The organism is Pseudomonas sp. ICMP 460 (genome assembly GCF_002723595.1).
Lineage (GTDB): Bacteria > Pseudomonadota > Gammaproteobacteria > Pseudomonadales > Pseudomonadaceae > Aquipseudomonas > Aquipseudomonas kitaguniensis.
The window spans coordinates 71,327-96,766 of the sequence record NZ_LKBR01000024.1 but is presented as its reverse complement, the minus strand read 5'-3'; the positions used below and the strand labels follow the sequence as shown (position 1 = coordinate 96,766).

General features: G+C 60.5%; 21 protein-coding genes and 1 pseudogene. 13 read left to right on the top strand and 9 right to left on the bottom strand.

What is annotated here, in order from left to right; genetic code table 11:
• Nucleotides 1-118: 118 nt before the first annotated feature.
• From AO240_RS17130 to AO240_RS29345, 4 genes and pseudogenes are all read left to right on the top strand, one after another.
• Nucleotides 119-1,885 carry a PAS domain-containing protein gene (locus AO240_RS17130; RefSeq protein ID WP_099237678.1) on the top strand — a complete coding sequence of 589 codons (1,767 nt, stop codon included), beginning with the start codon at nucleotides 119-121 and terminating at the stop codon, nucleotides 1,883-1,885.
• The gene (locus AO240_RS17125; protein ID WP_099237676.1) at nucleotides 1,882-3,366 is read left to right on the top strand and encodes a chemotaxis protein CheW; all 1,485 of its coding nucleotides are present in this window, start codon (nucleotides 1,882-1,884) and stop codon (nucleotides 3,364-3,366) included. The genes AO240_RS17130 and AO240_RS17125 overlap by 4 nt, the downstream gene beginning before the upstream one ends.
• Nucleotides 3,367-3,619: 253 nt before the next feature.
• Nucleotides 3,620-4,129: pseudogene (locus tag AO240_RS29350) on the top strand (MCP four helix bundle domain-containing protein); the annotation flags it as partial.
• A gap of 72 nt (nucleotides 4,130-4,201) precedes the next feature.
• Entirely contained in the window at nucleotides 4,202-5,260 is a 1,059-nt protein-coding gene (locus tag AO240_RS29345) for a methyl-accepting chemotaxis protein (protein ID WP_371918641.1), read from the top strand.
• Between the two features lie 37 nt (nucleotides 5,261-5,297).
• Here AO240_RS29345 and AO240_RS17115 read toward each other — a convergent pair whose 3' ends face one another.
• The 3 genes from AO240_RS17115 to AO240_RS17105 form a co-directional block, all read right to left on the bottom strand.
• A complete protein-coding gene (locus tag AO240_RS17115; RefSeq protein WP_099237673.1) occupies nucleotides 5,298-6,008 on the bottom strand; it encodes an SDR family NAD(P)-dependent oxidoreductase in 711 nt (236 codons plus the stop codon).
• A 48-nt stretch (nucleotides 6,009-6,056) separates the two neighbouring features.
• On the bottom strand, nucleotides 6,057-6,617 hold the full coding sequence (gene folE / locus AO240_RS17110; RefSeq protein WP_058413464.1) for a GTP cyclohydrolase I FolE: 561 nt from the start codon (nucleotides 6,615-6,617) through the stop codon (nucleotides 6,057-6,059).
• Between the two features lie 103 nt (nucleotides 6,618-6,720).
• The gene (locus AO240_RS17105; protein WP_099237671.1) at nucleotides 6,721-7,185 is read right to left on the bottom strand and encodes a thiol-disulfide oxidoreductase DCC family protein; all 465 of its coding nucleotides are present in this window, start codon (nucleotides 7,183-7,185) and stop codon (nucleotides 6,721-6,723) included.
• Between the two features lie 189 nt (nucleotides 7,186-7,374).
• On the opposite strand from AO240_RS17105, the gene AO240_RS17100 reads away from it, so the two are divergent.
• Nucleotides 7,375-8,736, top strand: a complete 1,362-nt coding sequence (locus AO240_RS17100) for an MATE family efflux transporter (protein ID WP_099237669.1) — start codon at nucleotides 7,375-7,377, stop codon at nucleotides 8,734-8,736.
• A 22-nt stretch (nucleotides 8,737-8,758) separates the two neighbouring features.
• Nucleotides 8,759-9,409, top strand: coding sequence for a TetR/AcrR family transcriptional regulator (locus tag AO240_RS17095; RefSeq protein WP_099237667.1), 651 nt, complete (start codon nucleotides 8,759-8,761; stop codon nucleotides 9,407-9,409).
• A 16-nt stretch (nucleotides 9,410-9,425) separates the two neighbouring features.
• Here AO240_RS17095 and AO240_RS17090 read toward each other — a convergent pair whose 3' ends face one another.
• From AO240_RS17090 to AO240_RS17070, 5 genes are all read right to left on the bottom strand, one after another.
• On the bottom strand, nucleotides 9,426-12,125 hold the full coding sequence (locus AO240_RS17090) for a glycoside hydrolase family 3 C-terminal domain-containing protein (RefSeq protein ID WP_177445831.1): 2,700 nt from the start codon (nucleotides 12,123-12,125) through the stop codon (nucleotides 9,426-9,428).
• A complete protein-coding gene (locus tag AO240_RS17085; RefSeq protein ID WP_099237665.1) occupies nucleotides 12,122-12,367 on the bottom strand; it encodes a hypothetical protein in 246 nt (81 codons plus the stop codon). Before AO240_RS17085 ends, AO240_RS17090 begins: the two co-directional genes overlap by 4 nt.
• A gap of 657 nt (nucleotides 12,368-13,024) precedes the next feature.
• Nucleotides 13,025-14,371 carry a cytochrome c gene (locus tag AO240_RS17080; protein ID WP_099237663.1) on the bottom strand — a complete coding sequence of 449 codons (1,347 nt, stop codon included), beginning with the start codon at nucleotides 14,369-14,371 and terminating at the stop codon, nucleotides 13,025-13,027.
• 16 nt (nucleotides 14,372-14,387) lie between these two features.
• A complete protein-coding gene (locus AO240_RS17075) occupies nucleotides 14,388-16,628 on the bottom strand; it encodes a molybdopterin cofactor-binding domain-containing protein (RefSeq protein WP_099237661.1) in 2,241 nt (746 codons plus the stop codon).
• A complete protein-coding gene (locus tag AO240_RS17070) occupies nucleotides 16,628-17,080 on the bottom strand; it encodes a (2Fe-2S)-binding protein (RefSeq protein WP_058413457.1) in 453 nt (150 codons plus the stop codon). Before AO240_RS17070 ends, AO240_RS17075 begins: the two co-directional genes overlap by 1 nt.
• A 325-nt stretch (nucleotides 17,081-17,405) precedes the next feature.
• Here AO240_RS17070 and AO240_RS17065 point away from each other — a divergent pair, with 325 nt between their 5' ends.
• From AO240_RS17065 to AO240_RS17050, 4 genes are all read left to right on the top strand, one after another.
• Nucleotides 17,406-18,146 carry a hypothetical protein gene (locus AO240_RS17065; RefSeq protein WP_099237659.1) on the top strand — a complete coding sequence of 247 codons (741 nt, stop codon included), beginning with the start codon at nucleotides 17,406-17,408 and terminating at the stop codon, nucleotides 18,144-18,146.
• Nucleotides 18,147-18,275: 129 nt separating this feature from the next.
• Complete coding sequence (locus AO240_RS17060; RefSeq protein ID WP_099237657.1) at nucleotides 18,276-18,542, top strand: hypothetical protein; 267 nt, start codon at nucleotides 18,276-18,278, stop codon at nucleotides 18,540-18,542.
• A 173-nt stretch (nucleotides 18,543-18,715) separates the two neighbouring features.
• A complete protein-coding gene (locus AO240_RS17055; RefSeq protein ID WP_099237656.1) occupies nucleotides 18,716-19,255 on the top strand; it encodes a sigma-70 family RNA polymerase sigma factor in 540 nt (179 codons plus the stop codon).
• A complete protein-coding gene (locus AO240_RS17050; RefSeq protein WP_099237654.1) occupies nucleotides 19,255-20,199 on the top strand; it encodes a FecR family protein in 945 nt (314 codons plus the stop codon). The genes AO240_RS17055 and AO240_RS17050 overlap by 1 nt, the downstream gene beginning before the upstream one ends.
• A 1-nt stretch (nucleotide 20,200) precedes the next feature.
• On the opposite strand, the gene AO240_RS17045 is transcribed toward AO240_RS17050, so the two are convergent.
• Nucleotides 20,201-22,036 (bottom strand): sigma-54-dependent Fis family transcriptional regulator, encoded by a 1,836-nt coding sequence (locus AO240_RS17045; protein ID WP_099237652.1) that lies wholly within the window; start codon nucleotides 22,034-22,036, stop codon nucleotides 20,201-20,203.
• Between the two features lie 347 nt (nucleotides 22,037-22,383).
• Between AO240_RS17045 and AO240_RS17040 the strand changes: the two genes are divergently transcribed.
• From AO240_RS17040 to AO240_RS17030, 3 genes are read left to right on the top strand one after another with little or no spacing between them, the layout of a single operon-like run.
• Entirely contained in the window at nucleotides 22,384-23,478 is a 1,095-nt protein-coding gene (locus AO240_RS17040; RefSeq protein ID WP_099237650.1) for an ABC transporter ATP-binding protein, read from the top strand.
• On the top strand, nucleotides 23,478-24,575 hold the full coding sequence (locus AO240_RS17035; RefSeq protein WP_099237648.1) for an ABC transporter ATP-binding protein: 1,098 nt from the start codon (nucleotides 23,478-23,480) through the stop codon (nucleotides 24,573-24,575). The genes AO240_RS17040 and AO240_RS17035 overlap by 1 nt, the downstream gene beginning before the upstream one ends.
• Nucleotides 24,572-25,438 (top strand): carbohydrate ABC transporter permease, encoded by an 867-nt coding sequence (locus AO240_RS17030; RefSeq protein WP_099237646.1) that lies wholly within the window; start codon nucleotides 24,572-24,574, stop codon nucleotides 25,436-25,438. Before AO240_RS17035 ends, AO240_RS17030 begins: the two co-directional genes overlap by 4 nt.
• Nucleotides 25,439-25,440: the final 2 nt, after the last annotated feature.

Genomic DNA, 25,440 nt, shown 5'->3' with positions numbered 1-25,440 from the left:
TAATTGCGCGCTTCGGTTAGCCGGGGGGCGTTGAGTTCGCCCAAGACCTGGCCTTGGACGACGCCATCACTTTCAGGGAAGGAGTCCCGCCCACTTAATCTACCTTGCGGATCTACCCATGAACGACCGACTTAACCCTGCTGCCGACCTGGCCCAAGCCGGCGCTGACCTGAACTCCCTGCTGAGCGCCATCGACCGTTCCCAAGCGGTCATCGAATTCGATTTGCAGGGCAATGTCCTGTATGCCAATCAAAATTTTCTTGAGTGCATGGGTTACGAGCTCGACGAAATTCGCGGCCGTCATCATCGCCTTTTTTGCATGCCGGACTACGCGACCAGCAAGGAATACCTGATGTTCTGGGAGAAGCTGGGCACCGGCAAATTTGACGCCGGGCAGTACCAGCGCCAAGCCAAGGACGGGCGGCAAGTATGGTTGCAAGCGACGTATAACCCGGTCATGGACAACAACGGCAAACCGATCAAAATCGTCAAATTCGCCAGTGATGTGACCGAAGTGCGTAACCGCAACGCTGAGTGGGAAAGCAAGATCGCCGCGATCGAGCGTTCGCAGGCGTTGATCGAGTTCACGCCTGACGGCTATGTGCTGAGCGCCAATAACAAGTTTTTGGCGGCGATGGGGTACACCCTTGAAGAGGTCGTCGGCCAACACCACCGGATGTTTTGTGACCCCGAACACGCAAGCTCGCACGCTTACCGCGAGTTTTGGGAGAAGCTCGCCAAGGGCGAATACGACTCCAACGAGTACAAGCGTCTGCACAAGGACGGCCGCGATGTGTGGATTCAAGCGTCCTACAACCCGATTCTTGATGCCCAGGGTAATACCTACAAGATTGTGAAGTTCGCCACCGATGTCACCGACACCAAACTGCGCACCATGGAGCACGAAGGCAAGGTCAACGCCATCAACCGTGCGCAAGGCGTGATCGAGTTCGACCTGAGCGGCAACATTCTCTCGGCCAACGAAAACTTTCTGGGGCTGTTGGGTTACCGCCTGGAAGAATTGAAAAACCAGCACCACGCTCTTTTTTGCGAGTCTGAATACGTCAAGACCACCGCTTATCGTGAGTTCTGGAGTGCGCTGAGCGGCGGCAAATTCTTCAATGGGCGCTTCAAGCGCCTCAGTAAGTACGGTCAGAATATTTGGATTCAGGCGACCTACAACCCGGTATTCGATGCCGCGGGGCAACCGTACAAGGTGGTCAAGTTTGCCACCGACATCACCGCTCAGGTTGAGCTTGAGGAAGCCATCGAAGCCAAGACGCGGGCCATGGACGAATCGGTCACGCGCCTGATGGCGGCGATTACCGAGGTGGTCAAAACCACCGGTGATGCCAACGATCAGGCACGCATCACCCAGGATGAAGCCCAGCGCGGTTCGCAGACGCTCAACGAGGCGTCATCGGCGATGGATACCATCGGTAAATCCGCAGAAGACATTCAAGAGATCATCGCGGTGATCAGCACGATCGCAGCTCAGACCAACATGCTGGCGTTCAACGCAGCCATCGAGGCGGCGCGTGCGGGTGAGCATGGGCTAGGCTTCTCGGTGGTCGCCGATGAGGTGCGCAAACTCGCTGAAAAGTCTTCGCAAGCCACCACGCAAATCAACAAGTTGATTCAGGAAACAGTGCGCCGTATCAATTCCGGCAGCGAGATTTCGCGCAGTGCCGGCAGCGCGTTCGAGCGCATTGTGGCCGGCGTCGAGCGCACCAATGGGGCGATGGCCACCATCGGTGCGGCAACTCACGAGCAACAGCATTTGGCTGAGCAAGTGTCTGAACTGATCGGCGAACTCAACCGCATCAAGTTAGCCACCGGGTTGGGCAAAGGCCTGAACACGGCGGGCGAGGTTGACAGGCCATGAGTGACTCCCGGGCGTTTGGAGTACTCAAGCTCGCCGGGTTGGAAATTGCGGTGGACGCGCAGGCACTCGAGCAGGTCATCAATTGGCCCACCCGGTTGCAGCCGCATCCGCTGCAAAACGCTGCGTTGCTTGGGATGTTCAGCCTGCGCGGCAAGGCGCTGCCACTGATCGAACTGCGCTCACTGCTGGGTGATTATGCGCCCGAGCAGTGCGAGCCAACCCACATGGTCGCCATCGTCAATCATCAAGGCCAACGCCTGGGCATTGCTGTCAGCGGGGTCAGCGATGTGATGAAGATAGAGGCGCGCGACCGCTGCCGGCTTGGCGGGGAGGGCACGTCGGTGGCGCTGCTGCCGGAACTCGCGTTGCTCGACGGTGAGCGGATGATTTACCTGCTCGACCTGGCGGCGCTGGCCTGCTTGCCGCAGGTGCTGACCGCGCGGTCTGCCGATAATGACCGCGTGGCACGCGTGCAGGATCAGTCGCATGAGTTGCACCACTTGCTGGTGTTTGAGTGCGATGCAAAACGCTTCGCCGTCGACGCCAAAGCCATCACCGAACTGGTCGACCAGCCAGACATGCTGCCCAGCAAATTGGGCGGCGATTACTGCCTGGGCGTCGCCAATCGGCGTGGTGTTGATGTACCTGCGTTAAGCCTCAACCGGGTACTCGGCATTGATCGCTCGTCGGCGGCCGGCCCTCAGGACCAACTGCTGGTATTGACCTCGCGCGAAGGCTATCGCATCGGCCTTATGTATGACCGGATGATTGCGATTGTGCGCAAGCGCGCCAGCGAAATCCTGCCGTTGCCCACTTACGGCTTACGCGAACCGGCGCTGTTTGCCGGTGTGGTCGGCGTGGAGAACGGCGAGCAGGCATTGTTGCTTGAGCATCGCGCATTACTGGAACGGCCCGAGACGCTCAGTTTCGCCAAGATCTACCAAACCAGCCCTCCGGGGCAGGGCGCGGCGGTATCGCGCACAGGGCAGATGAACCAGACCTGCCTGGTGTTCCAGGCGGCGCAACAGTTCGTGGTGCCGCTTGATCAGGTTTTGGAAATTCTGGATATGCCGGAGCATTTTGTGCGTTTTGCGCAAGTTGAAACCCACCTGTTAGGCAGCTTCAATTTGCGTGGCGAGCAGATTCCGTTGGTGTGCCTGAGCAGTTTGGTCGAAGGCACCACGCCTGCCGACATTGCCCTGGAACGGGTGTTGCTGGTCAAAGGCGAGTTCAACAGCTTTGGGCTGGTGGTCAACCGTACCGACTCGATAGAAACCTTTACTCACCCGGCCTCTGAGCATCCGGCTGGTTGGGAGCGCAGCATCAACGGCAGCGGCTCGGTGAATGACCGCGTGCGCAGCCTGGTCAGCATCGGCAAAGGTGATCAGAACCGTTGGATGACGTTGATCAATCTGCGCAATGTGGTCAAGGCGTTAGAGATGGCCAGCCCCAGTCTGGGTGCCCAACGCGGCGTCGGTTAAGCATACGTTTCAGGTTCGGGCGGCAGGTTGATTTTGAAAGGGCAGCTCTTAGTGCTGAGCTCATAGTTCTGAGCTCACAGTTCTGAGCCCATAGTGCTGAGCTCACAGTTCTGAGCCCATAGTGCTGAGCTATGGCCTCGGCTATCTATCTTAATTAGTCGCGCGCGCTGCCCTGACGTAGATTTTAAATCAGCTGATGGCTTAGTGATATCTCACGGCCCAGCCCTTAACGGTTCATCTGCGAGCGCACCTCATGAAAAAATCAGTCTCCCTGGCCTCGCGTATCGGTCTTGGCTTTGCCGCTATCGTCTCGTTACTCATCCTGATCACTGCTGTGGGTATTCAACGGGTTGGGTTTATCGACAACACCCTGGAAAATGTCAGCGACAACGCAGCGAAGGTGCAACGCTACGCGATCAACTTTCGCGGCAGTGTTCACAACCGCGCCATCGCCATTCGTGATGCGGTGCTGGTTAACACTGACGCGCAATTGGACGTGCACCTGAATGAAGTCACCAGCCTGGAGCGGGCCTACGCCGATTCGGCAGTGCCTTTGGACCAGTTGTTCACAAAAGCTGGCGTGACGCCTGAAGAACAGCAGATGCTGCGCGCCATCAAAGAGATTGAAAAGCAGACGCTGGCGTCCACGCAGGCGGTGATTACGCTGCGCCGCGCCGGTGATATTGCGGGTGCGCAGGCGATGTTGCTGCGACAAACGTCCGGCGACTACAGCGAGTGGTTGAAGCGTGTCAACGCACTGATCGACTATGAAGAGGCGTCGATCAAGGCGCAGCTCGGTGAGGTGCAAACCACCGCCAGCCAGTTTCGCGGGTTGATGCTGCTGGCGACCGGCATCGCGCTGCTGTTGAGCATTATTTTGGCGGTGTCGATCATTCGCTTCGTCAAATCAACCTTGGGCGCCGAGCCGACCGACGTCGCCCAGGCTATCCAGCGCCTGGCGGCGGGCGACCTGCACCAGAGCATTGTGACCGCTTACCCGAACAGTGTGATGGGCGTGTTGAAAACCGCGCTCAGCCGCTTGGCGGACACCATCACTGAGGTGCGGGCTGCGGCCCATGAGGTCAGCCAGTCGTCGTCGAAGATGCTCGGCGTGTCATCGACCAACAATGACCACATCAGCCTGCAAACCCACGAGGCCGAGCAGGTGGCAGCGGCCATCACGCAAATGGCCGCAACGGTGACTGAGGTCGCAGGCTATGCCTCGCAAGCAGCGGACGCCACGCGCCTGGCTGACGCTGAAGTTGAGGTCGGTAACCGCCTGGTCGAAGAGACCACACAGGCCATCGAACAACTCGCCAGCACCCTGGTCGACACCACCAGCACGGTGGAGCAGGTGTCTGCGCACAGTGAGCGGATTGAGTCGGTGATCGAGGTGATCAACTCAATCGCGTCGCAAACCAACCTGCTGGCGTTGAACGCCGCCATTGAAGCCGCGCGTGCCGGTGAACACGGCAGAGGGTTTGCGGTGGTGGCCGATGAAGTCCGCTCGCTGGCCAACCGTACGCAGCAGTCAACACAGGAAATTCGCGACATGATCAGCACGCTGCAAAGTGGCACCGAAACGGCTGCACAAACCATGCGTGACAGTTGCGAGCTGGCCAGCAGCACCGTGGCGCAAACACGCAAGGCGCAAGGCGCGTTGTCCAAGATCAGCCAGGAGGTCGGCGCGATCAACCACATGAACGCGCAAATCGCCAGTGCGGCTATCCAGCAAAAAGCCGTGGCTGAAGACGTTGCGCACAACATAACGCGCATTCACGGCTCAACCGTGAAGTCGGCAACTGGCTCCAAAGAGGTCGCAACCGCGAGCCATGAGCTGGCTCAGTTGGCTGATCGGTTGGCGCAGAAGGTGGCCTTTTTCAAAGGTGCTTAGGGCGTGACCGTGGCGCTGCCGCGTTGGCAGGTGTGGTTTACCAGGGCAGGCGCTCGCCGTCATAGGCAAAAAAATTGCCAGTGTCGGCGGGCTCCAGGCGGTCAATCAAACTCAGCAGCTCACGCGCCGCCACACTCGCGGGCCTGGCAGCGGCCGCACCGCTGAACGGCTTGGACAGGTCCGAAATAACCGTGCCAGGGTGCAGGCTCAGCAAGCGGCTCTGTGGGCGTGTGCGTTGGAGTTCGATGGCGGCGGTTTTAATCAGCATGTTCAGCGCCGCCTTCGAGGCGCGGTAGGCGTACCAGCCGCCCAATCGGTTATCGCCGATACTGCCCACCTTGGCCGAGAGCATCGCCATGGCGCCTGCGGGGGCGAGCAGTGGCAGAAACTGACGCAACACCTGCGCCGGGCCGAACGTATTGACCTGAAACACCGCCTTCAGCGCTTCTTCGTCAATCGAAGCGTAGGTTTTTTCCGGCTTGATTGCACCACGGTGCAGCAAGCCTGCGGCGTGCACGATCAACCCGTAAGGCGCCTCGCCGGCGAGTGCTGCAGCCGCTTTGGCGATGCTCTCGGGGTTTGCAAGGTCCAACTCAGGCACGGTTTGCCGGCCCAATTCACGCACACCCACGCACTGTGGGTCCTGCTTGAGCAGCTCGCAAAACGCCGAACCGAGTGCGCCGCTTGCGCCGATCACCAACGCACGGTAGCCATCGCCAAGGGAGTTCATCGTGAAGGTCTCGCTCATCGGGTTTCTCCGGCGCGTCAGTGATGCAAAACAGCAGGTGCCGCCCGGTTAAGGGCGCCGTTCAATCAGCTGCAAAAATTCGTGTCGCGTGGTCGCTGAATCGCGGAACGCGCCCAGCATCACCGAGGTGATCATCGCTGAGTTTTGCTTTTGCACGCCGCGCATCATCATGCACATGTGCTTGGCTTCAATCACCACCGCCACGCCTGCGGCCCCGGTGATGTGCTGCAGGGCATCGGCGATTTGCCGGGTCAGGTTTTCCTGTATCTGCAAGCGCCGCGCGAACATGTCGACAATGCGCGCAACCTTCGACAAGCCCACTACTTTGCCGGTGGGAATATACGCCACGTGCGCTTTGCCGATGAAGGGCAGCAGGTGGTGTTCGCACAATGAATACAGTTCTATGTCGCGCACGATGACCATTTCATCGTTTGACGATTCGAACAGCGCCCCATTGATCACCTCTTCAAGGTTCATCGTGTAGCCGTTGCACAGGTACTGCATGGCTTTGGCTGCACGTTTGGGCGTGTCCAGCAGCCCTTCGCGCTCGGGGTTCTCGCCGACGCCGACTAGAATTTCACGGTAATGCTCGGCTAATGATGGGTTCACGTGGGTTCCTCGAAAGCATGCTGCACTTGATCTGACGCCCCACCCTTGTCAGTGGGCGCGCGCCGGTTACGTTTGGTTTGATTGGGTATCGGCGCCGGGCGTTCTAAGGTGGTTTGGTGTTCACGTTGGTCGGCTGCCCCGGCGCACTTTTTGGCTGCGGCACTGCGCAGGCATCATCGCGACAACGGCGGCTGCCATCCGGGTGAGGCAGCCAGTTCAAATGCGGGCGTACGCGGCAGAACAGCCGATAAACGAGGGTCAGCAACGGCCTGATCGGTCGCCAGGCGAGGGGCGCGGCCCACCGCCCCAAACCGGCTGCGCGCCAGCTCCACAAGGTCGCGTCCAGGCCGGTTACCCAGTGCCCATCGGCGAACCGCGCGTGCAGTGAGTCCTGCATCTGCTCAAGCGTGAAGCCGAATGCCCTCGCGTCGAATGCTTCGTGGCTGATGTCGACCAACACCAGGCGCGTGTCCAGGGCGCGTCGGCGCAACAACTGCACTTCGCGCGCGCAGAGAGGGCATTCACCGTCAAAGTAAAGCGTCAGCGGCCATTGCTCTTTCTTGTACATGATTGGTTGTCTTGTATAGGTTTTGTACAAGATAGGCCTAAACAAACAGGCTGACAATGGCTGATTTTTTTGCAAACCGTCAGCGTGAACATCAAACGCTGACCAATGCGTTGCGCTTGGTTAGAATTGCCGCCCGATATGCCTTGCCACCTTTATCCGAGCAACATACGGCTGTCTATGGGGACAACAATGGCAAGCAGTCGCGCGCGGTTTACCGAAGGCAGTGTTTCGCGCCACGTGGTGGTGATGGCGAGTACCAGCGCCTTGAGCCTGTTCGCGGTGTTCCTGGTCGACATCCTCACCCTGGTCTACGTTTCGATGCTGCACGCACCGCAGTTGCTGGCTGCTGTCGGCATCGCCAAGGTGTTGATTTTTCTGAATGGCGCGCTGGCCAACGGGCTGATTATCGCGGCGGCTTCGGTGCTGTCCGAGCGTATTGGGCATCGCGCCAGCAAAGCCCAGTCACAACTCACGGCCAGCCTGATGCTGTGGGTGGTGCTCGTGTGTGCGCTGTGCGCCGCCGTGCAACTCGCGCTGCTGGCGCCGATTACCCATTGGCTGGGCGCACAGGCCGAGGTGTACGACGCGGCACGCCGCTTTATCTGGCTGACCTTGCCGTTCAGCGTGTTGCAGTCGGCCATGCAGATGGCCGCGCAAATGCTCAGGGCCGCCGGCCACAGCCAGCGCGCGCTGTGGTTGGTGCTGTCCGGCGCGGCTACGTTGGCAGTCGCAGACCCGTTGCTTATTTTCGGGTTGGGCCTGGGGCTGGACGGCGCCGGTATCGCGTACGCGCTCTCGGCGCTGGTGTCGGCGGGGCTGGGGCTGTGCTGGGTGCGACGGCATATCGGCATGGCGGCATCGGTCAGCCTGAAACGCCTGCGCGTGCACGGGCGACGGATCTTTCGTGTGGCGCTGCCCGCGATGGTGGCGAATCTGGCCACGCCGGTGGGCTTGGCGTACCTGGTGTCGAGCGTGTCGGTGTACGGCACATCGGCGCTGGCGGCGATGGCCGTGCTGGACCGCGTGATGCAGTTTTGCTTCTGCGCTTTTTTTGCCCTGCCGAGTGCATTGGCGCCGGTGCTTGGCCAGAATATCGGTGCCCGGCTGGACCAGCGGGTCAACGCCGCGATTACCTTCACGCGGCGCCTGGTGGTGGCTTACGGCATGGTGATCTGGGCGGTGCTGCTTGCATCATGCGCTATGATTGCCGACTTCTACGGCCTGCAAGGCGAGGGGCGTGAGCTGTTCCTCGCGTTCTGCCGGATTGGCGCCGGCCTGTGGGTGATCATCGGCCTGGACTTCGTAGCGATTGCGGTGTTCGTGACCATGCGGCGCGCTTGGCTGGTGGCGGCCTTCGCCTGGCTGCGCGCAACCGTCGGCACGCTGCCGTTCGTGTATGGCGCCACGCACCTGTTCGGCAGCAGCGGGGCGATGCCGGGCATGTTGACCGGCAATGCGCTGATCGCAGTGATGTCGACGTTTACCGCATCGCTCGCAGCGCGCAGGTTTTTTGCAAGACGGGCCCAGCCGACACGCGCTGGGGAAAGTTGAATGCAGCGGTTATCGGATATTTATGTCAGTTGACGAGTCAGGGATCGAATCAGACGAAGAGCTACAGCCCAAGCGCCGCCGCGCGCCCAAGGGCGAAATGCGCAGAACCGCATTGCTGGATGCCGCAACCTTGATTTTTGCGCGCGATGGTTATTCGAGTTCTTCGATGCGTGACGTGGCGGCACTTGCCGGGATTACCACGGTGGGTTTGTTGCACCACTTTGCCAACAAGGAAGCGCTGCTCAAGGCGTTGTTGGAGCGCAGGGATGAACGGGTGGTTTCACGCTTTCACGAATTGACCATCGAGTTGACGCTGGAGGGTTTCCTGAAGTTTTTGCGCCAAAGCATGCGCTTCAGCATTCAGGATGCTGCCGAGTGCCAGGCGTCACTGGTGATGAACACCGAGAGCTTGTCGCACACACACCCGGCGTGGTCCTGGTACAAGGAGCGTTTTCACCTGACGCACCAACACGCGCGTGGGCATTTGACCGCGTTGATCGAAGCCGGTGAGATTCGCCAGGATGTAGACGTCAAGGCAGTCGCACAAGAGATCTTTTCGATGATGGACGGCTTGCAGATTCAGTGGCTGAGGTGCCCGGAAGGCGTCGATGTGATGGCCGTCTTTGATGGCTATGTGCGGCGGTTGGGAAGGGACATGCAAGCTCATCCCTGAGCCTGTATGCGCGACCTTAGTAGGTCTGTGAAGCGCTGACCTGCACCGCTTTGCGCAGTGGCAACGGCAGCGGGTTGCTGTCGCGGGTGGTCAGGTGTTCGGGGAACAAAGTGGTCAAGGTGCGATTCAGCGTCAGGTTCTGCGAGTCAGCCCCTACCAGAATCTTGAACGTGCCGGCATCCACGTCCCAGCTGTCGGTTTTGTCGACGTAGTAGGCCAGCGAGCGCGAGTCGATCGGGATGCTCACCGTCTTGCTCTCGCCAGGCTGCAAGTACACCTTGGTAAAGCCCTTGAGTTCTTTTTGTGGGCGGTCGACCGCAGGTTTCACCGGTTGCACATAAAGCTGCGCCACCTCAAACCCGGCTTTATCGCCCGTGTTGGTCAGGGTGAAACTCACATCAACCGTCGAACCCGGGGCCATCACGTTGTTCGACAACTTCAAGTCGCTGTAGCCGAACGTGGTGTAGGAGAGGCCAAAGCCGAACGGGTAAAGCGGCTGCGCGTGCTTCTTGTCATAGCCGCGATAACCCAGGTACAGGCCTTCGCTGTAGGTCATTTCGGTCAGCGGGTTGGCGCCACGGTAGGCGGCCGGGTCCGGGTACGAGGCATAGCTTGGGTTGTCTTCAATCTGCTTGTCGATGGTCACCGGCAGCTTGCCCGACGGGTTGACCTTGCCATACAGAATTTCGGCCAGCGCCTGCCCGCCTTGCTGGCCCGGGAACCAGGCTTGCAAGGTTGCGCCGACTTTTTTCGCCCACGGCTGCATGTCCGCCACGCCGCCGCCGTGCATCACTACCACCGTATTGGGGTTGGCCTTGGCAACTTGCTTGATCAGCTCTGCTTGTTGATCGGGCAGCGCGTAGCCATGGTCGGAACCTTCGCCTTCATTCTCGTAGTTGGTGCCGACAGCCACCACCACCGCATCGTATTTCGACAGGTCCGGCGCAGGGCGCAGACCGGCCCAGCTCATCTGCACGCCGGTGACGCCGCCGAGTGCCGGAATAAAGTTGCCCTGCACACGTTGGTATTCAAGCTTTACGCTGTAAGACTTGCCGGCTTTCAGCGAGGCCGTCTTGCCGGAGGTGGTGAGGGCGTTGACCACGTCTGCGGAGTACGGCACGCCGTCGCTTTGCAGCACCAGTTCATCGTTGACCCACAGTTTGTACGGGCCGTCTGCGCGCACCTTGAACACTTGCGGGCCGGAGAGCGTCGGTTTCACGACGGCGGTAAACCGTGCAGAAAACGCACCCGGGTTCGGGCTGAAGCCTGCAACAGCCGTCGTGCCCGCTTGGGTGATGTTGGTGCCAGTGGTCCAATCCAGGTTTACGCCAGGTTCCACGCGTGTTATCGCAGGCGAGCCGGAAAAGCTGGTGTTGGTGTAGTACTCGGCTTTCACCCCGGCGTTGCTGATTTCATTGCTACCGGTGGCAGGTTGTAACCACGCCGAGCTTTGTGGGTTGAGGCTCAGCTCTGGCAGGTACGTAACGTTGGCGCTGCTCGCGGCCAGTTGCTGCAAGCCGCTCAGCTCAGTCACGTAGCTGTTGGGTGGCGAGTTGGCGGTGCCGAACGGCGAGGCCGGTGCGTCGTGTGCCCAATTGCCAATCACCGCGATCTTGGCCGTGCGCGCCAGCGGCAACAGCGGCTTGCCGCCGCTGGTGTTTTCGTTGCGCAGCAGCACGATGCCTTCACGGGCCGCATTCAATGACGCGCGTTGGCCATATTCTGGATGGTCGAGCGTTTTGGCGGTGTTGAGGTGTTCCTGGAAGTCGTAGCTGACGATGGCGCGCAGGTTGCGCTTGACCTTGTCGTCGATCACGTTCTGCGTCAGTTGCCCGCTCCACACGTAAGGCAGCAGATTGGCTTCGGTAAATTGCAGGCCCGACGGCATGTCGATGTCGGTGCCGGCCCACGCGCCTTTGAAGGCGTTGTGAATCGCGTTGAAGTCGCTGATCACGCTGCCCTGGTAGTTCCATTCACCCTTGAGCACATCAGTAATCAGGTGGTGGTTTTCACAGGCGTAGTCGCCATTGACCTTGTTGAAGCCGCACATGATCGACGCCACGTTGGCGTTTTTCACCATCGACTCAAAGCCCGGCAGGTACAGCTCGCGCAAGGTGCGTTCGTCGACGATAACGTTAACCGCCTGGCGGTTGGCTTCCTGTTCGTTGGCCAGGTAATGCTTGCCGCTCGCCTGAATACCCTGCGCCTGAATGCCGTTGACAATCGCCGGTGCGAGCACCGCGCCGAGGAACGGGTCTTCGCCACTCACGTACTCGGCCGAACGGCCGTTGTACGGCGTGCGGTACAGGTTAACCCCAGGCGAGAGCATCTGTTGCCCACCCGAGATGCGCGTCTCATAGGCGATGGCCAGGCCGAATTCCTTGGCCCGGTTGATGCTCCAGGTAGCAGCCAGCGCGGACTGCGAAGGGTACTGCGCACCAAACGTCGCGTTGTTGACGTGCACGCCCATCGACGAGTCATACGCCACCGTGCCCTTGATGCCCCACTTGAGCAGCGGTGGAATCATGTGGCCGTCGTTAACCCGCGTGAAATTGATCTTTTCCGACAGGTTCATGTTGTCGAGGATAGAACTCACCCGCGCTTCGACGGCATTCCCCGTGGCCGGGGTTACGGCAGCGAGTGCAAGGTTGGCCTGGGCAATGCCGAAAGCCAACAGGCTTAGCCCCACGGTGTGCTTGAAGGATGGCAAGCTCATGGTCGTTGCCCCTGAGCAGGTGCGTCGTCGGTGTCGACCGGTGCATCAATCACAGCAGACGCGCCCGTTTGCTTGGCGTGGCCAATATTGGCAGCACCGCTCAGTTGATCGCGTTGGGCCTCGACCTGTTGCCGAACCTGTTGTTCGGCAGTGGCGCTCGTTGTTGAATCTGCCGCCAGGGCATAGCAACCAGGCGCGCACAGCAGTGCGGCGCTTAAAAAAGACAATAAGGGTCTGTTCATCGATGCATCTCGACTAAGGGGTGGGCACGGAAAAAGGATCAACAGTGCGCAGACTGTCGATCGGTCGAGCAATGAGTCTCTGGAACACAGTTAAAAGTTCAGGCGGGGATAAAATATTCTTTAACGCGGGGATATTAAATACTGGCACTGTGGTTTTGCTTGCTGAATGTAATTTTTTAGCAGGCTGAACTAAGGGGTTCAGGTGTTTTATTGGTTATTTATTGCTTATAGGTACGAAATTTTGACTTTTTATGGTTTCTATGTCGGCTTTTGTTAACGATTAATTGCTTTTTAATAAACCTAATTGTAGTTAGGTTTAGTGATCTGTTAAGCTTTTCAGTCTGGAAAAGCCCTAACTGTTTTTAGTGCTTAATAAATTCTATTATGACGAAAATGAGGCCGTAAGTTGCCGTGCGTAATGGTGTCGTTAAACTCTTTATGAAACTGCTCATACACAGTGCCGAAGTTTTAATTAGAGGCACTTAATGACCCGAAACGTGTCGCGGTAACACGCATACGCCGCAGATTCGCTTTATCTTTATGTGGGAGCGGGCTTGCTCGCGATTGCGGAGTATCAGTTGAAAAATACTTATCTGACACACCGCAATCGCGAGCAAGCCCGCTCCCACAAAAGCGCTTTTGATCCGGGGCGCGCCCTCAGCGCATCTGCAAAATAATCGGGCTGCTGCTGGCCGGGTCAGTCCCCTCACGCAGCTTGCCCACCGCTTTTGCATCCACCGCACCGCCGTGGTTGCCCCACGTACTGCGCATGTAAGTCAGCACCTGCGCAATCTCCTGATCGGACAACTGCTCACGAAACGCCGGCATGCGATAGGCATCCGGCACGCCAGCCGCCACCACCCGTTGTGAGCCGTTGAGGGTGATGTTGATCGCCGAAGCGCTTTCCTTGGCGAGTGCCGAAGTGGCACCGGCCAGTGGCGGCATCCATTCAGGCTGGCCCTTGCCGTCCAGGCCATGGCACGACGCGCAGCGGGTGGCGTAGGTGTGGGCGCCCGGCACCTCCGGGCGCGCGTCTGCGGCCACCGCCTGGTACTGCCACGGTGCACCGTCACGCTGCGGGTCGCCAGGCAGTGACTTCAGGTAACGGGCGATGGCCGCCAAGTCGTCGTCGGCCATGAACTGCGTGGAGTTGTTGAACGCTTCAGTCATCGAGCCGTAGACCACCGCATGCTGGTTGCGCCCGGTCTTGAGAAATTGCACGATCTGCGCCTCGCTCCAGCGCCCCAGCCCGGTGTTGGGGTCTTGGCGCAGGCTCGGTGCGTACCAGCCGTCGAGCAAACCGCCGGCAAGGTAGGGCTTACCCGACTCGTCCAGCGCCTTTTCGTTAAAGGCCAGGCCGCGCGGGGTGTGGCAACTGCCGCAATGGCCGGGGCCCTGGACGATATACGCGCCACGGTTCCACAGCGCATCCTGCTCGGGTTTGGCGACGTAGGCTGCGGTGGGCGCGAACACGCCGTTCCACAGCGCGATCGGCCAGCGCAGGTTGAGCGGCCAGGGAATACCGCTGGGGATATTCGCTTGCTCGGCCGGTTCCACGCCCTTCATGAAGAAGGCGTAAAGCGCACGCATGTCGTCGTCGCTGAGCTTGGCATACGAAGGGTAGGGCATGGCCGGGTAAAGCCTGCGCCCACCCGGTGCGACGCCGTGGCGCACGGCGCGGTCGAAGTCGCCTAGGCTGTAGGCGCCGATGCCGTGGCTGCGGTCGGGCGTGATGTTGGTGGCGTGAATCGCGCCCAACGGCGTGGCCATTTCCAGGCCGCCAGCGAACGGCGCCTTGCCTGGCAAACTGTGGCAGGCCACGCAGTCGCTTAGGCGGGCGACGTACTCGCCGCGGCTTATCAGCGCCGGGTCGAAACTGGCGGCGGGTTGTTGTTCAAATGGCGAGGCAGGCTCGCGGGTGACGTACCAGGCCAGCAGGCCTGCGGCGACCACGCAGGGCAGCGCCAGCCAGCCTGCGGTTCTTGCGAATCGGCGGTTGTTCATGGGCAATCCCTGTCGGTTAGCTAAAGGTGTATCGGCTTAATGGCAAACTGCGGATGCGTTGGCCGGTCAGTTGCGCCACTGCGTTGGCCACGGCTGGCGCCACTGCGGGCAACGGAGGCTCGCCGACACCGCCCATTTTTTCGCCACTTTCGATAATCTTTACGTGCACCTGCGCCATACGCGACAGCGGCAGGATCGGGTAAAGGTCGTAGTTGCGCGCGCGTGGTTTGCCGTCCACGTACACCGCTTCCTCAAGCAACGTTTGCGATAACCCCAAGGCCACCGCGCCATTCACCTGCGCTTCAACAATCGCCGGGCTGACGATGCTGCCCGGGTCGATGGCCTCCCATATGTGATGCACCTTGACTTGCCCACTCTCAATCGAGACTTCGGCGATCACTGCCGCGTGCGAACCAAACGGCGAAGCCATCGCCACACCGCGTGCGCGTCGGCTGCCGTCTTCGGCGGTATAAGGGCCACGCTTCCAGCCACCAGACAGCTCGCCCACGGCGTTCAGCAAGGTGGTCAGGCGCGGGTTATCGCGCAGCAGGTGCAGGCGCAGTTCGTACGGGTCGTGGCCACCTTTGTCGGCCAGTTCATCAAGGAACGCTTCGTAGAAAAAGTCGTTCAGCGAGTTGCCCACCGAACGCCAGTAGCCGAGCATGGCCGGGCCTTTGACGTAGATCTGTGCAATGCGTTTGTTGGCGATGGCGTAAGCCTTGCCCGTCAAGCCTTCAAGGGCGGTTGGGTCGATTTTTTCGCCCTGTTTGCCGGCGATGCCTTCGGTGGGGCCTTCGGTGGCGCTGACCGCTTCGATTGCGACCGGCAGGCCTTGTGCGTCCAGCGCGGCGCGAAACTTGACCACGGCGACCGGGCGCAGTGTGTCGCGCAGGAACTCTTCTTCACGGCTCCAGATCAGCTTGATCGGGCGGCCCACGGCCTTGGCCAACGCGATGGCCTGCGGGTACGGGCTGGCCGAGTCATACAGAAAATGCCGGCCGAAAAAGCCGCCGAGCAACGGCGAATGCAAAGTGACTTGTTCGATGCTCAGCCCGGCGCGTTTGGCGATGTCGGCACGGAACATGTCGGGCGCCTGGTTGGGCAGCCATATGTCCAGCGAACCGTCCGGGTTGAAGCGTGCCAGCGCAGAAGGCGGCTCCAGCTGGGCATGGTTGAGGTACTGGTTGTGGTAGGTGGCTTCGACCTTGGTTTTGGCGCCTGCCAACGCGGCTTCCACATCGCCAGCGTGCTCATCCTCACGCACCGGGCCTTGCTGGGCGGCAAGAAAATCGCGGTGCCGGTCGCTGGAAAAATCTGCCGGCATGGCACGCACGCTTGAGTCGCCAGCCGCTTCCAGCCATTCAACCTGAATCGCTTCGACCGCACGTTTGGCGTGCCACCAACGCTCGGCAACCACCGCCACGGCGCCCGGTAACAGGTGCACCGAATGCACGCCTTTCATGCCCTCAACCTGCGCCTGGTTGCGCAAACTGCCGACCGTCATGCCCAGGCGTGGCGCATGCTGGACGGCGGCGTGGAGCATGCCGTCGACGATCAGGTCGATGCTGTATTGCGCCTTGCCGGTGGATTTATCGTAGGCATCCAGACGCTTGACCGGCTTGCCGATCCAGCGGAACTGGCTCGGGTCACGCAGCGTGATGGTCGAAGGGTCTGGCACGGGCATGTCGAGGGCGCGACCGGCCAACTCGCCGTAGCCCAGCGAACGGCCCGAAGCGGCGTGCACCACGCGGCCCGGCGTTGTGCTCAACTGCGCCACCGGCACGCCCAATTGCTCGGCGCCGGCCTGCAACAGCATCGCCCGCGCCAGCGCGCCCAGGCGGCGCATGGTCGGGTAGCTCATGCGTACCGACATGCTGCCGCCGGTGATGCGCATACCATTTTCCATCACCACGTAAGCTTCGCCGGGTGGCGCGGCCTCGACCACGAAGGTGGCGGGGTCGGCGTCGAGTTCTTCACCGACAATCTGCGCCATCGCCGTGTGCGTGCCTTGGCCGCCTTCCATGAACGGGCTGAGCAGACGCACACTGCCGTCCGGGCGAATCTCAAGAAACGCCGGCACCTGAGTGCCGCGCTCTGCGGCGCCAGCCGTGGCGGCCTGCACCCTCGATGAGCCGAGTGGCAGGCCGAAGCCGATCACCAGCGCGCCCACGGCGGTACTCGCCAGAAAGCGTCGACGGGACACATTCACCGGCTCGCTGAAGGGCAAAGTGTCGGTGGAGTCGTTGCGAATATTCATCAGGCGCTTCCTTTCGCCAAGTCATGCACGGCCGTGCGAATGGCGTTATAGGTGCCGCAGCGGCACAGGTTGACCATCGCCGCTTCGATCTGCGCATCACTCGGCGCCGGGGTGTGCTTGAGCAGCGCGGTGGCCGCCATCACTTGCCCGGATTGGCAATAACCGCATTGCGCCACTTGGTGCTCGACCCAGGCCGCGACCACGCGCTTGCCCACCTCATCGGCCTCAACCGCTTCAATGGTGGTGATCTCGCGACCCACCACGCCGGCCACCGGCGTCACGCAGGAGCGCACCACGTTACCGTCCACCAGCACCGAGCAGGCGCCACATTGGGCCAGGCCGCAGCCGTATTTGGTGCCGGTCAGCCCCAGGTTGTCGCGGATCACCCATAACAACGGGGTGTCGGCGTCGGCGTCGACCTGATAGGCCTGTTGGTTGATTCTTAGCTCCATGACTCACCTGCTGATCATCGGTTGGTGTGGCTTTTTTTAGAATGGGGGGTGTTAGCTGGCGTCGATCGCCATTGGCGGGCCTGGGTGATTGCAACTGGCCACTTATCATAGAACTCTAGACTACGTGGCAGCGCCTATCTATGCGGGCGCCGATAATTCGGAGGATCAGGCAAGCATTCAACAGGAATGCACTACTGCGCAGGTTGCCAGCGCGTAGGCCTTTGCTGATCCGGGCCTGCGCGCCGCACTTTTTTTGATTCTCTTGATCTATCCCTGTCACGACCGCGCCCATTTCGGGCGCGCACAGCAGCCAGACCCGGTGCCGATGGATCGAACCTTAATCACTCTTATCAACCGATGGCCGCTGGTGTTTGCGGCGCTGTGGCTACTCTGTGCCAGCGGTTGCAGCCAACAACAAGGCCGCGACATCGCCACGCAATTCAGCCAAGGCAAGCCCGATGAGTTTTTCCAGACCAGCGTTGATCGCATGGCCACCTTGAGCATGCGGGACAACCTGCAAAGCCTGTATCTGCTGATGAACAAGCTCTACCTGCGCAACCCCAACCAATGGCGCCAGGCGGGCTACCCGGATGCGGTGACGGCCGCGCGGCAGATCCGCCAGGCCATCGAGAACCGCCAACCGCTGCCGGCGCTTGGGGACCGGCGCGACTTGGCGGCATTGAGTTATTCACTGAGCGCCGATTTTCGCGGCGATCGGGTCGGCGCGTTTATCTATGCCATCGGCAGCATGCTGGTGACCGCGCACGGCGGGCGTACCCGGTTTTATGTGACCGACTCAATCAACCCGCAATTTGTCAGCAACGCTGCGCGCAATATCGAGAAAGCCACCTGGCTGCTCAGCCAGCGCCAGGATGCCAACGGCGTGTTGCTGTTGTTTTCCAATGAGCTGTCGGAGGAGGGCAGCAACCTCAGTTTTGCCGTCGAGTTCGGCAAGATCGTCGCGCGCCTGGACCTGCTCACGCAGATGCTCGACGAGCGCTACCGACGTATCGGTCTTAACTACGCGCAGAGCTTGTTGTTGATGAACTTTTTGCCGGTGCAATGACGCTGCACAGCTCAAGCAGTGCGGCGTTTCCTGTTCTCACGTAGGAAGTGGCCTATCTTGCAGGTCGTCGCTTGAAACACCTGTCGGTCGGCAATAGCCTCGGACGTTTCTTGAAGATGAGTGCCTGCCTTGGGTAAGCAAAAAACGCATTGGCCGACTGACCGCGAGGTTCGTCTGCGCTTCATCCTCTTCGCCGTACTCGACGTAGCGAGTGCCCAAGGTGCGCCTGCCGAAGTGCTGCTGCCTGCACACAAGCTACTGAGTAACAAGCCGACGCAGGCGCAGTTATGCGACAGCCTCGCCGCCGTTTTGGCCTGCGAAGAGATGGCCGGGTTCAGGTTTGCGCAGGGCACGGAGGCCGACGATGTGATGCGCTCGCTGGCAGGCGTGACTTGAGGCGCCTGGAGCTGGCGTTGAGGTGGTTTTAGGGCAGTTGGATCAGATGCGCGCTTTTTGTGGGAGCGGGCAGTGGTAAGGGCGCAAGCCATCCTGGCCCCCTTGCTCCGGCATCATTTTACTGGCATTGTTTGCGCAATTGGTAATTCTTCCCATTTGAGAATTTTTTGCGCATGCATGACATTCCGGCCGCGCTGGGCGATGGCGCCCGTCAGCAGATCCTTACGGCAATGTACAGCGAGCACCACGGCTGGTTGTACGGCTGGCTGCGCAAAAAACTCGGTTGTTCGCAGCACGCTGCCGACCTCGCGCATGACGCGTTTATCCGCGTCTTGATGCTGGCCGAGCCGCAACATATCAAGGAGCCCCGCGCCTTTCTCGCCACCACCGCCGGGCGTTTGCTGATTGATGGGGCGCGGCGGCGGCGCATCGAAAAAGCCTACATGCAAGCCCTGGTTATCCAGTGCGAAGACGCCGGCATGCCCGACCCGGCGGCGATTCATGTGGCGCTGCAAGCCTTGGAGCGCATCGCCGAGATGCTCGCCGGCCTGCCCGCAAAAACCCGTGAAGCGTTCTTGTTGAGTCGGCTTGATGGGCTGACCTACAGCGAAATCGCCATGCGCCTGGACGTGTCGGCCAGCACCGTCAAAAACTACATCTCCACGGCGCTGGTGCACTGCTACCACAGCCTGCATGCGGCGGACCCGCTGTGATGAACTCGGAACACATCATCCAGCAAGCGGCGAATTGGCTGACGCAACTGCAAGACGAAGACGTCACTGATGCCGACCGCCAGGCCTACACCACGTGGTACCACGCCGACCCGCGCCACGCCGTGGCGATCGAACGCATGCGTTGCCTGTGGGGCGACTTCGAGACCTTGCCCGCGCAACCGGCGCGCATCGCGTTGAATCGCGCGTTCGCCGCGCCGCGCGCTCGGGGTGCTCAGGTACTCGGTGTGCTTGGCGGTGTGCTGGGCGTCGTGCTGTGTGGCTGGTTGGGTGTGCAACAGCTGCCGGTGTGGATGGCCGACCAGCGCACCGGCGTCGGTGAACGCCGGCAAATCGCCCTCGAAGACGGCAGTCAGTTGCAGCTCAACAGCAACTCGGCCGTCGACGTGAAGTTCGACGGCCACCAACGTGTGATCGAACTGCTGCAAGGCGAGTTGTGGGTCGACGTGGCCAAGGACGCGCAACGGCCCTTCGTGGTGCGCACCGATCAAGGCACCGCCACCGCGCTGGGCACGCGTTATCTGGTCAAGCGCGCGGCGGACGGCAGCACCGTGGTCACGGTAATCGAATCCAGTGTGGCGGTTAAAGGCCAGGCGACGCAGGGCGTCAATGTCGTGGCAGGCCAGCGTTCTGTCCTCAAGCATGGCCGCGCCCAAGCGCCGCAAGCGATTGGCAACGCCGACCCGGACGCGTGGACGCGCGGCCTGCTCAAGGTCAACGACCAGCCATTGAGCGAGGTGCTGCAAACCCTGGCCAGCTACCGCCACGGGCTGCTGCGTTTCGATGCGCAGGCCTTGCAAAACCTGCGGGTGTCCGGTGTGTTCAAGCTCGACGACACGGCGGCAGCGCTCTCGGCGCTCGCCGATAACCTGCCGATTCAAGTCGAGTACTTCACCGATTTACTGGTGGTGGTCAAGCCGCGCTAGCTCAACGTGGGGGCTGGCGCAGGCGTTTGTATAAGGTATTGCGGCTGACCCCCAGCTCGCGCGCCAAGTGCGAAATGTTGCCGCCAGCCGCCCTCAAGCGCTGCGCCAGGTCGCTGCTGCCATCCGCATCCGCATAGGCATAGGCACCTGCAGGCGCAGAGCGTGGCGTGGCGACGTGCAAGTCCACAAAAAAATCATCCGGCAGATGCTCCGGGCGCACAGGCTGTTCCTCGGCCATGGCCAGCGCCACCTGCAACACACTGCTGACCTGTCGCAAGTTCCCCGGCCACGGATGCTGCTCAAACAACGCCAGCACCTCGCTGCTCAGCCCGGCCCACTGGGTCGGTTCGCGGTGCTGCTGCCACAACTGCTGGAACAGCGCCTGCTTGTCGGTACGCTCGCGCAGCGGTGGCAGCTCCAGCGTCAGGCCGCCGATGCGGTAGTACAAGTCCTCACGAAAGCGCCCGGCCTGCACCCATTCGCGTAGCGCGCGGTTGGTCGCAGAGATAATCCGCAAGTCCACCGCGAACAGCTCGCTGCTGCCCACCGGCTGCACGCAGCGCTCCTGCAACACGCGCAACAGGCGGGCCTGGGTCGGCAGCGGCATATCGCCGATTTCATCCAGAAACAACGTGCCTTTGTCGGCCTTGCGGATCAGGCCGATGCTGCCTTTCTGATTGGCGCCGGTGAAGGCGCCTTTTTCGTAGCCAAACAACTCCGATTCGACCAACTCCGCCGGAATCGCCGCACAGTTCACCGCGATAAACGCTTGGCCGCTGCGCGAACTGGCGTGGTGCAGGGCTTTGACGAAGACCTCTTTGCCGACCCCGGTTTCGCCGTGTATCAACAGCGGAATGTCTTTTTCCAACAGGCGCTCGGCCTGGCGCACGGCTTTTTCCACACGCACGTCGCCAAAATGCAAAGTGTTGAGGCCAATCGAGGTTGGCTTTGGCGGTGGTGGTTTGCTGAACACGCGCGCCTGCACGGGCGTCAGCCTTGGACGTTTGAGCACACATTGAAACCGGTTGCGCCCCGCCGCCTGCAATGAAAACGGCAGGCCTTCCGGCTGATTCAATAATTCCAACAGCGACACCTTGAACACGCTGTCGATCAGCACCCGCGACACACTGATGCCGAGCAAATTATCGGCGCGACGGTTGGCCGACAGCACTTGGCCGCTGTCATCAAAAATCAGCAGGCCCGCCCACTGGCTGTCGAGGTTGTTCAGGCCAGTGTTAAAGGTCAGTTGAAAATGCTCGCCGCGAAACAGGTTGAGGATCAGCCGGTTTTCCACGGTCTGGCTCATCATCCTGACCATGCCCAAGGTGTGGGAGGGCGGCAAATAGCTGTCGCTGGACACGTCCAGCACCGCAATGATCTCGCGCTGGGCATCGAAAATCGGCGCCGCCGAGCCGGTCATGAAGCGGTTGGCTTTGAGGAAATGCTCGTCGTGCTCGATGTGCACCGCCTGCGCACACGCCAGCGCGGTGCCGATGGCATTGGTGCCGCTTGCACGCTCTTGCCAACTGGCGCCGGGGTTAAAACCGCGCGCCAGCGCAGGCTCGATAAACCGCTGGGTGCCCCACGACGTCAGCACTTGCCCCTGGTTGTCGGCGAGCATGATCAGGCAGTTTGAATTGCTCAGGATGTTTTCGTAGTAGGGCAACACTTCCTGATGGGTGGTTTGCACCAGCGAATGCTGGCTTTCGAGCAGTTGGCGGATGCCCTCGGCGGGCAGTTGGTCAAAGCTGGGGGCGCTCTGATGGTTCAGGCCAAAGGCGCGGCAACGGCGCCAGGAATCCTGGATAAGCGTGTCGTGAGCCAAGGGTTCGGCCATGGTGACCTTCTTTTTATTGTTATTGGGCGTGCACAATCTGGCTGAAAAAACAGGTTAAAACGCTGGGACGGGGCTTGCTCCCGATAGCGGTACATCAGCAACAGCAGTGCTGATTGAACCTCGGCTATCGGGAGCAAGCCCCTCTCACATTTGGATCTGTGTCGCCGATCAATTGTTGTTCAGAACTGTTCATTGTCAACCCGCGTTTGTTCAGTTGTTCAGGCAAATTGTTCACGCCTGAACATCACGATCAAGCCATTTCCTTATGCATCAAGCGCTTGCATTTTTGGCACGAAACTCGCTCTTACGATTGGGCAGATTCATTCCAATAATAAAAAGGGCGTGTCATGTCATTGACCCTGGAACATGTCTCCCGCGTTGTCGAAGGCCAAACCTGGATCGACGACGCCAACCTGCGTTTCGAAGCCGGTTCCTTCAACGTTTTGCTCGGCCGCACCTTGTCCGGCAAAACCAGTTTGATGCGCCTGATGGCCGGCCTCGACAAGCCCGACAGCGGGCGCATTCTGATGAACGGCGTAGACGTCACGCATAAGCCGGTGCGCCTGCGCAACGTGTCGATGGTCTATCAGCAGTTCATCAATTACCCGACCATGACCGTGTTCGAAAACATCGCCTCGCCCTTGCGCCAGGCCGGTGTGTCGAATGAGCTGATCCAGAGCAAAGTGCTCGAAACCGCGAAAATGCTGCGCATCGAGAAGTTCTTGAAGCGCCACCCGCTGGAGCTGTCCGGCGGCCAACAGCAGCGTACGGCGATGGCCCGCGCGTTGGTCAAAGACGCCGAGCTGATCCTGTTCGACGAGCCGCTGGTGAACCTCGACTACAAACTGCGCGAAGAACTGCGTCAGGAAATGCGCGAGCTGTTCAAGGCGCGCCACACCATCGCTATTTACGCCACCACCGAACCCAACGAAGCCTTGGCCCTCGGTGGCACCACCACCATTCTTCACGAAGGCCGGGTGATCCAGAGCGGCAAGGCCGCCGAGGTCTATCACCAGCCGCACAGCGTGCTGGCCGCCGAGCTGTTTTCCGAACCGCCGATCAACCTGATGCCAGGGCGTATCAGCGGCAACGAAGTGAGTTTTGCAAATTTTGTGCACTTCCTGCTGAACGTCGACTTGCGCCCCATCGGTGAAGGCGAGTTTCGCTTTGGTGTGCGCCCCAGCCACATCAGCCTGGTGCCGAGCAACGACGACGACCTGGAGCTGGCGGTGACGGTGGAAGTCGCCGAAATCAGCGGCTCGGAAACCTTCCTGCACGTGCGCAGCGAGCATTTCCTGCTGGTGCTGCACCTGCCGGGAGTGCACGAATACGACGTCGACGCGCCGATCCGCGTGTATATCCCTACCCATAAACTCTTTGTGTTCGATGGCCAGGGCCGCTTGGTCCAGGCGCCCGGGCGCCGTGTCGCGAGGGTTGCCTGATGGCCGAGATCCATTTGCAGAACCTCGCGCACAGCTACAGCCCTGCGCCGAGCGGGCCTGAAGACTACGCGATTCGTGAAATGAACCACGTGTGGGAGCAGGGCGGTGCCTACGCCTTGCTCGGGCCGTCGGGCTGTGGCAAGTCGACCTTGCTGAATATCATCTCCGGCCTGCTCAGCCCCTCGGAAGGCCAAGTGCTGTTCGACCACACCGTGGTCAACCACCTGACCCCGGAAAAACGCAACATCGCCCAAGTGTTTCAGTTCCCGGTGGTGTACGACACCATGACGGTGTTCGATAACCTGGCGTTTCCGCTGCGCAACCAGGGCATGCCCGAGGCGCAAATTCAGCGCAAGGTGCAGGAAATCGCCGAAGTGCTCGACCTGCAAAACCTGCTGGGCAAAAAGGCGCGCAACCTCAGCGCCGATGAAAAACAAAAAGTCTCCATGGGCCGTGGCCTGGTGCGCGACGACGTGTCGGCGATCCTGTTCGACGAGCCGCTGACGGTGATCGACCCGCACCTCAAGTGGAAGCTGCGGCGCAAGCTCAAGCAGATCCACGAGCAGTTCAACATCACCATGGTTTACGTGACCCACGATCAGCTCGAGGCTTCGACCTTCGCCGACAAAATCGCGGTGATGTACGGCGGGCAAATTGTGCAATTTGGTACGCCGCGCGAACTGTTCGAGCGGCCCAGCCACACCTTTGTCGGCTATTTCATCGGCAGCCCGGGGATGAACCTGATTGAGGTGCAGGCCGAAGCGGGCGGCGTGCGTTTTGCCGGCACGCTGCTGCCATTGTCCGAGGCGTTGCAACAACGTCTGCGCGACCTCGATTACAAAAAATTGCAGGTCGGCATTCGTCCGGAATTCATCCACGTGTGGGACGAGTACAACCCCGACGCGCTGCAAGCCGATGTTATCCATGTGGAAGACCTTGGCACCTACAAAATCATGACCCTCAACCTCGATGGCGCGCCGGTCAAAGTGCGCTTGGCCGAAGACAAACCGGTGCCCGAAGGCCAGGCCTCAATCAGCTTCCCCGCGCAGTGGCTGATGGTGTACGCCGACGATTACCTGCTGGAGGTGCTGCCATGAACAAGGTGCAGAACAACAAGGCGTGGTGGCTGGTATTGCCGGTGTTTTTGCTGGTGGCGTTCAGTGCGGTGATCCCGATGATGACCGTGGTGAATTACTCGGTGCAGGACATTTTCGATCAGTCCAGCCGCTACTTTGTCGGCGCCGACTGGTACAAGCAGGTGCTGCTCGACCCGCGTTTGCACGACTCGTTGCTGCGCCAATTCATCTACTCGGCCTGCGTGCTGCTGATCGAAATTCCGTTGGGCATCGGCATCGCCCTGACCATGCCGACCAAGGGCCGCTGGTCATCGCTGGTGCTGATCATCCTCGCGATTCCGCTGCTGATTCCGTGGAACGTGGTGGGCACGATCTGGCAGATTTTCGGGCGTGCCGACATCGGTTTGCTCGGTTCTACCCTTAACGCGATGGGCATCAGTTACAACTACGCGGCTAACACGGCGGACGCGTGGGTCACCGTGCTGGTCATGGACGTGTGGCACTGGACGTCGCTGGTGGCGCTGCTGTGTTACTCGGGGCTGCGCGCGATTCCGGACGTGTACTACCAGGCCGCGCGCATTGATCGTGCCTCGGCGTGGGCGGTGTTCCGGCATATCCAGTTGCCGAAGATGAAAAGCGTGCTGCTGATCGCGGTGATGTTGCGCTTCATGGACAGCTTCATGATTTACACCGAGCCCTTTGTGCTCACCGGCGGCGGGCCGGGTAACGCAACTACCTTCCTCAGTCAGACACTGACCCAGATGGCCGTAGGCCAATTCGACCTCGGCCCGGCAGCGGCGTTTTCGCTGGTGTACTTCCTGATCATCCTGTTGGTGTCCTGGCTGTTCTACACCGCCATGACCCATTCCGACGCCAACCGCTAAGG

Coding starts and splice junctions, on each gene's coding strand:
- AO240_RS17130 (WP_099237678.1), top strand. CDS start 119: ATGAACGACCGACTTAACCCTGCTGCCGACCTGGCCCAAGCCGGCGCT.
- AO240_RS17125 (WP_099237676.1), top strand. CDS start 1,882: ATGAGTGACTCCCGGGCGTTTGGAGTACTCAAGCTCGCCGGGTTGGAA.
- AO240_RS29345 (WP_371918641.1), top strand. CDS start 4,202: ATGCTGCTGGCGACCGGCATCGCGCTGCTGTTGAGCATTATTTTGGCG.
- AO240_RS17115 (WP_099237673.1), bottom strand. CDS start 6,008: ATGAGCGAGACCTTCACGATGAACTCCCTTGGCGATGGCTACCGTGCG.
- AO240_RS17105 (WP_099237671.1), bottom strand. CDS start 7,185: ATGTACAAGAAAGAGCAATGGCCGCTGACGCTTTACTTTGACGGTGAA.
- AO240_RS17100 (WP_099237669.1), top strand. CDS start 7,375: ATGGCAAGCAGTCGCGCGCGGTTTACCGAAGGCAGTGTTTCGCGCCAC.
- AO240_RS17095 (WP_099237667.1), top strand. CDS start 8,759: ATGTCAGTTGACGAGTCAGGGATCGAATCAGACGAAGAGCTACAGCCC.
- AO240_RS17090 (WP_177445831.1), bottom strand. CDS start 12,125: ATGAGCTTGCCATCCTTCAAGCACACCGTGGGGCTAAGCCTGTTGGCT.
- AO240_RS17085 (WP_099237665.1), bottom strand. CDS start 12,367: ATGAACAGACCCTTATTGTCTTTTTTAAGCGCCGCACTGCTGTGCGCG.
- AO240_RS17080 (WP_099237663.1), bottom strand. CDS start 14,371: ATGAACAACCGCCGATTCGCAAGAACCGCAGGCTGGCTGGCGCTGCCC.
- AO240_RS17075 (WP_099237661.1), bottom strand. CDS start 16,628: ATGAATATTCGCAACGACTCCACCGACACTTTGCCCTTCAGCGAGCCG.
- AO240_RS17070 (WP_058413457.1), bottom strand. CDS start 17,080: ATGGAGCTAAGAATCAACCAACAGGCCTATCAGGTCGACGCCGACGCC.
- AO240_RS17065 (WP_099237659.1), top strand. CDS start 17,406: ATGGATCGAACCTTAATCACTCTTATCAACCGATGGCCGCTGGTGTTT.
- AO240_RS17055 (WP_099237656.1), top strand. CDS start 18,716: ATGCATGACATTCCGGCCGCGCTGGGCGATGGCGCCCGTCAGCAGATC.
- AO240_RS17050 (WP_099237654.1), top strand. CDS start 19,255: ATGAACTCGGAACACATCATCCAGCAAGCGGCGAATTGGCTGACGCAA.
- AO240_RS17045 (WP_099237652.1), bottom strand. CDS start 22,036: ATGGCCGAACCCTTGGCTCACGACACGCTTATCCAGGATTCCTGGCGC.
- AO240_RS17040 (WP_099237650.1), top strand. CDS start 22,384: ATGTCATTGACCCTGGAACATGTCTCCCGCGTTGTCGAAGGCCAAACC.
- AO240_RS17035 (WP_099237648.1), top strand. CDS start 23,478: ATGGCCGAGATCCATTTGCAGAACCTCGCGCACAGCTACAGCCCTGCG.
- AO240_RS17030 (WP_099237646.1), top strand. CDS start 24,572: ATGAACAAGGTGCAGAACAACAAGGCGTGGTGGCTGGTATTGCCGGTG.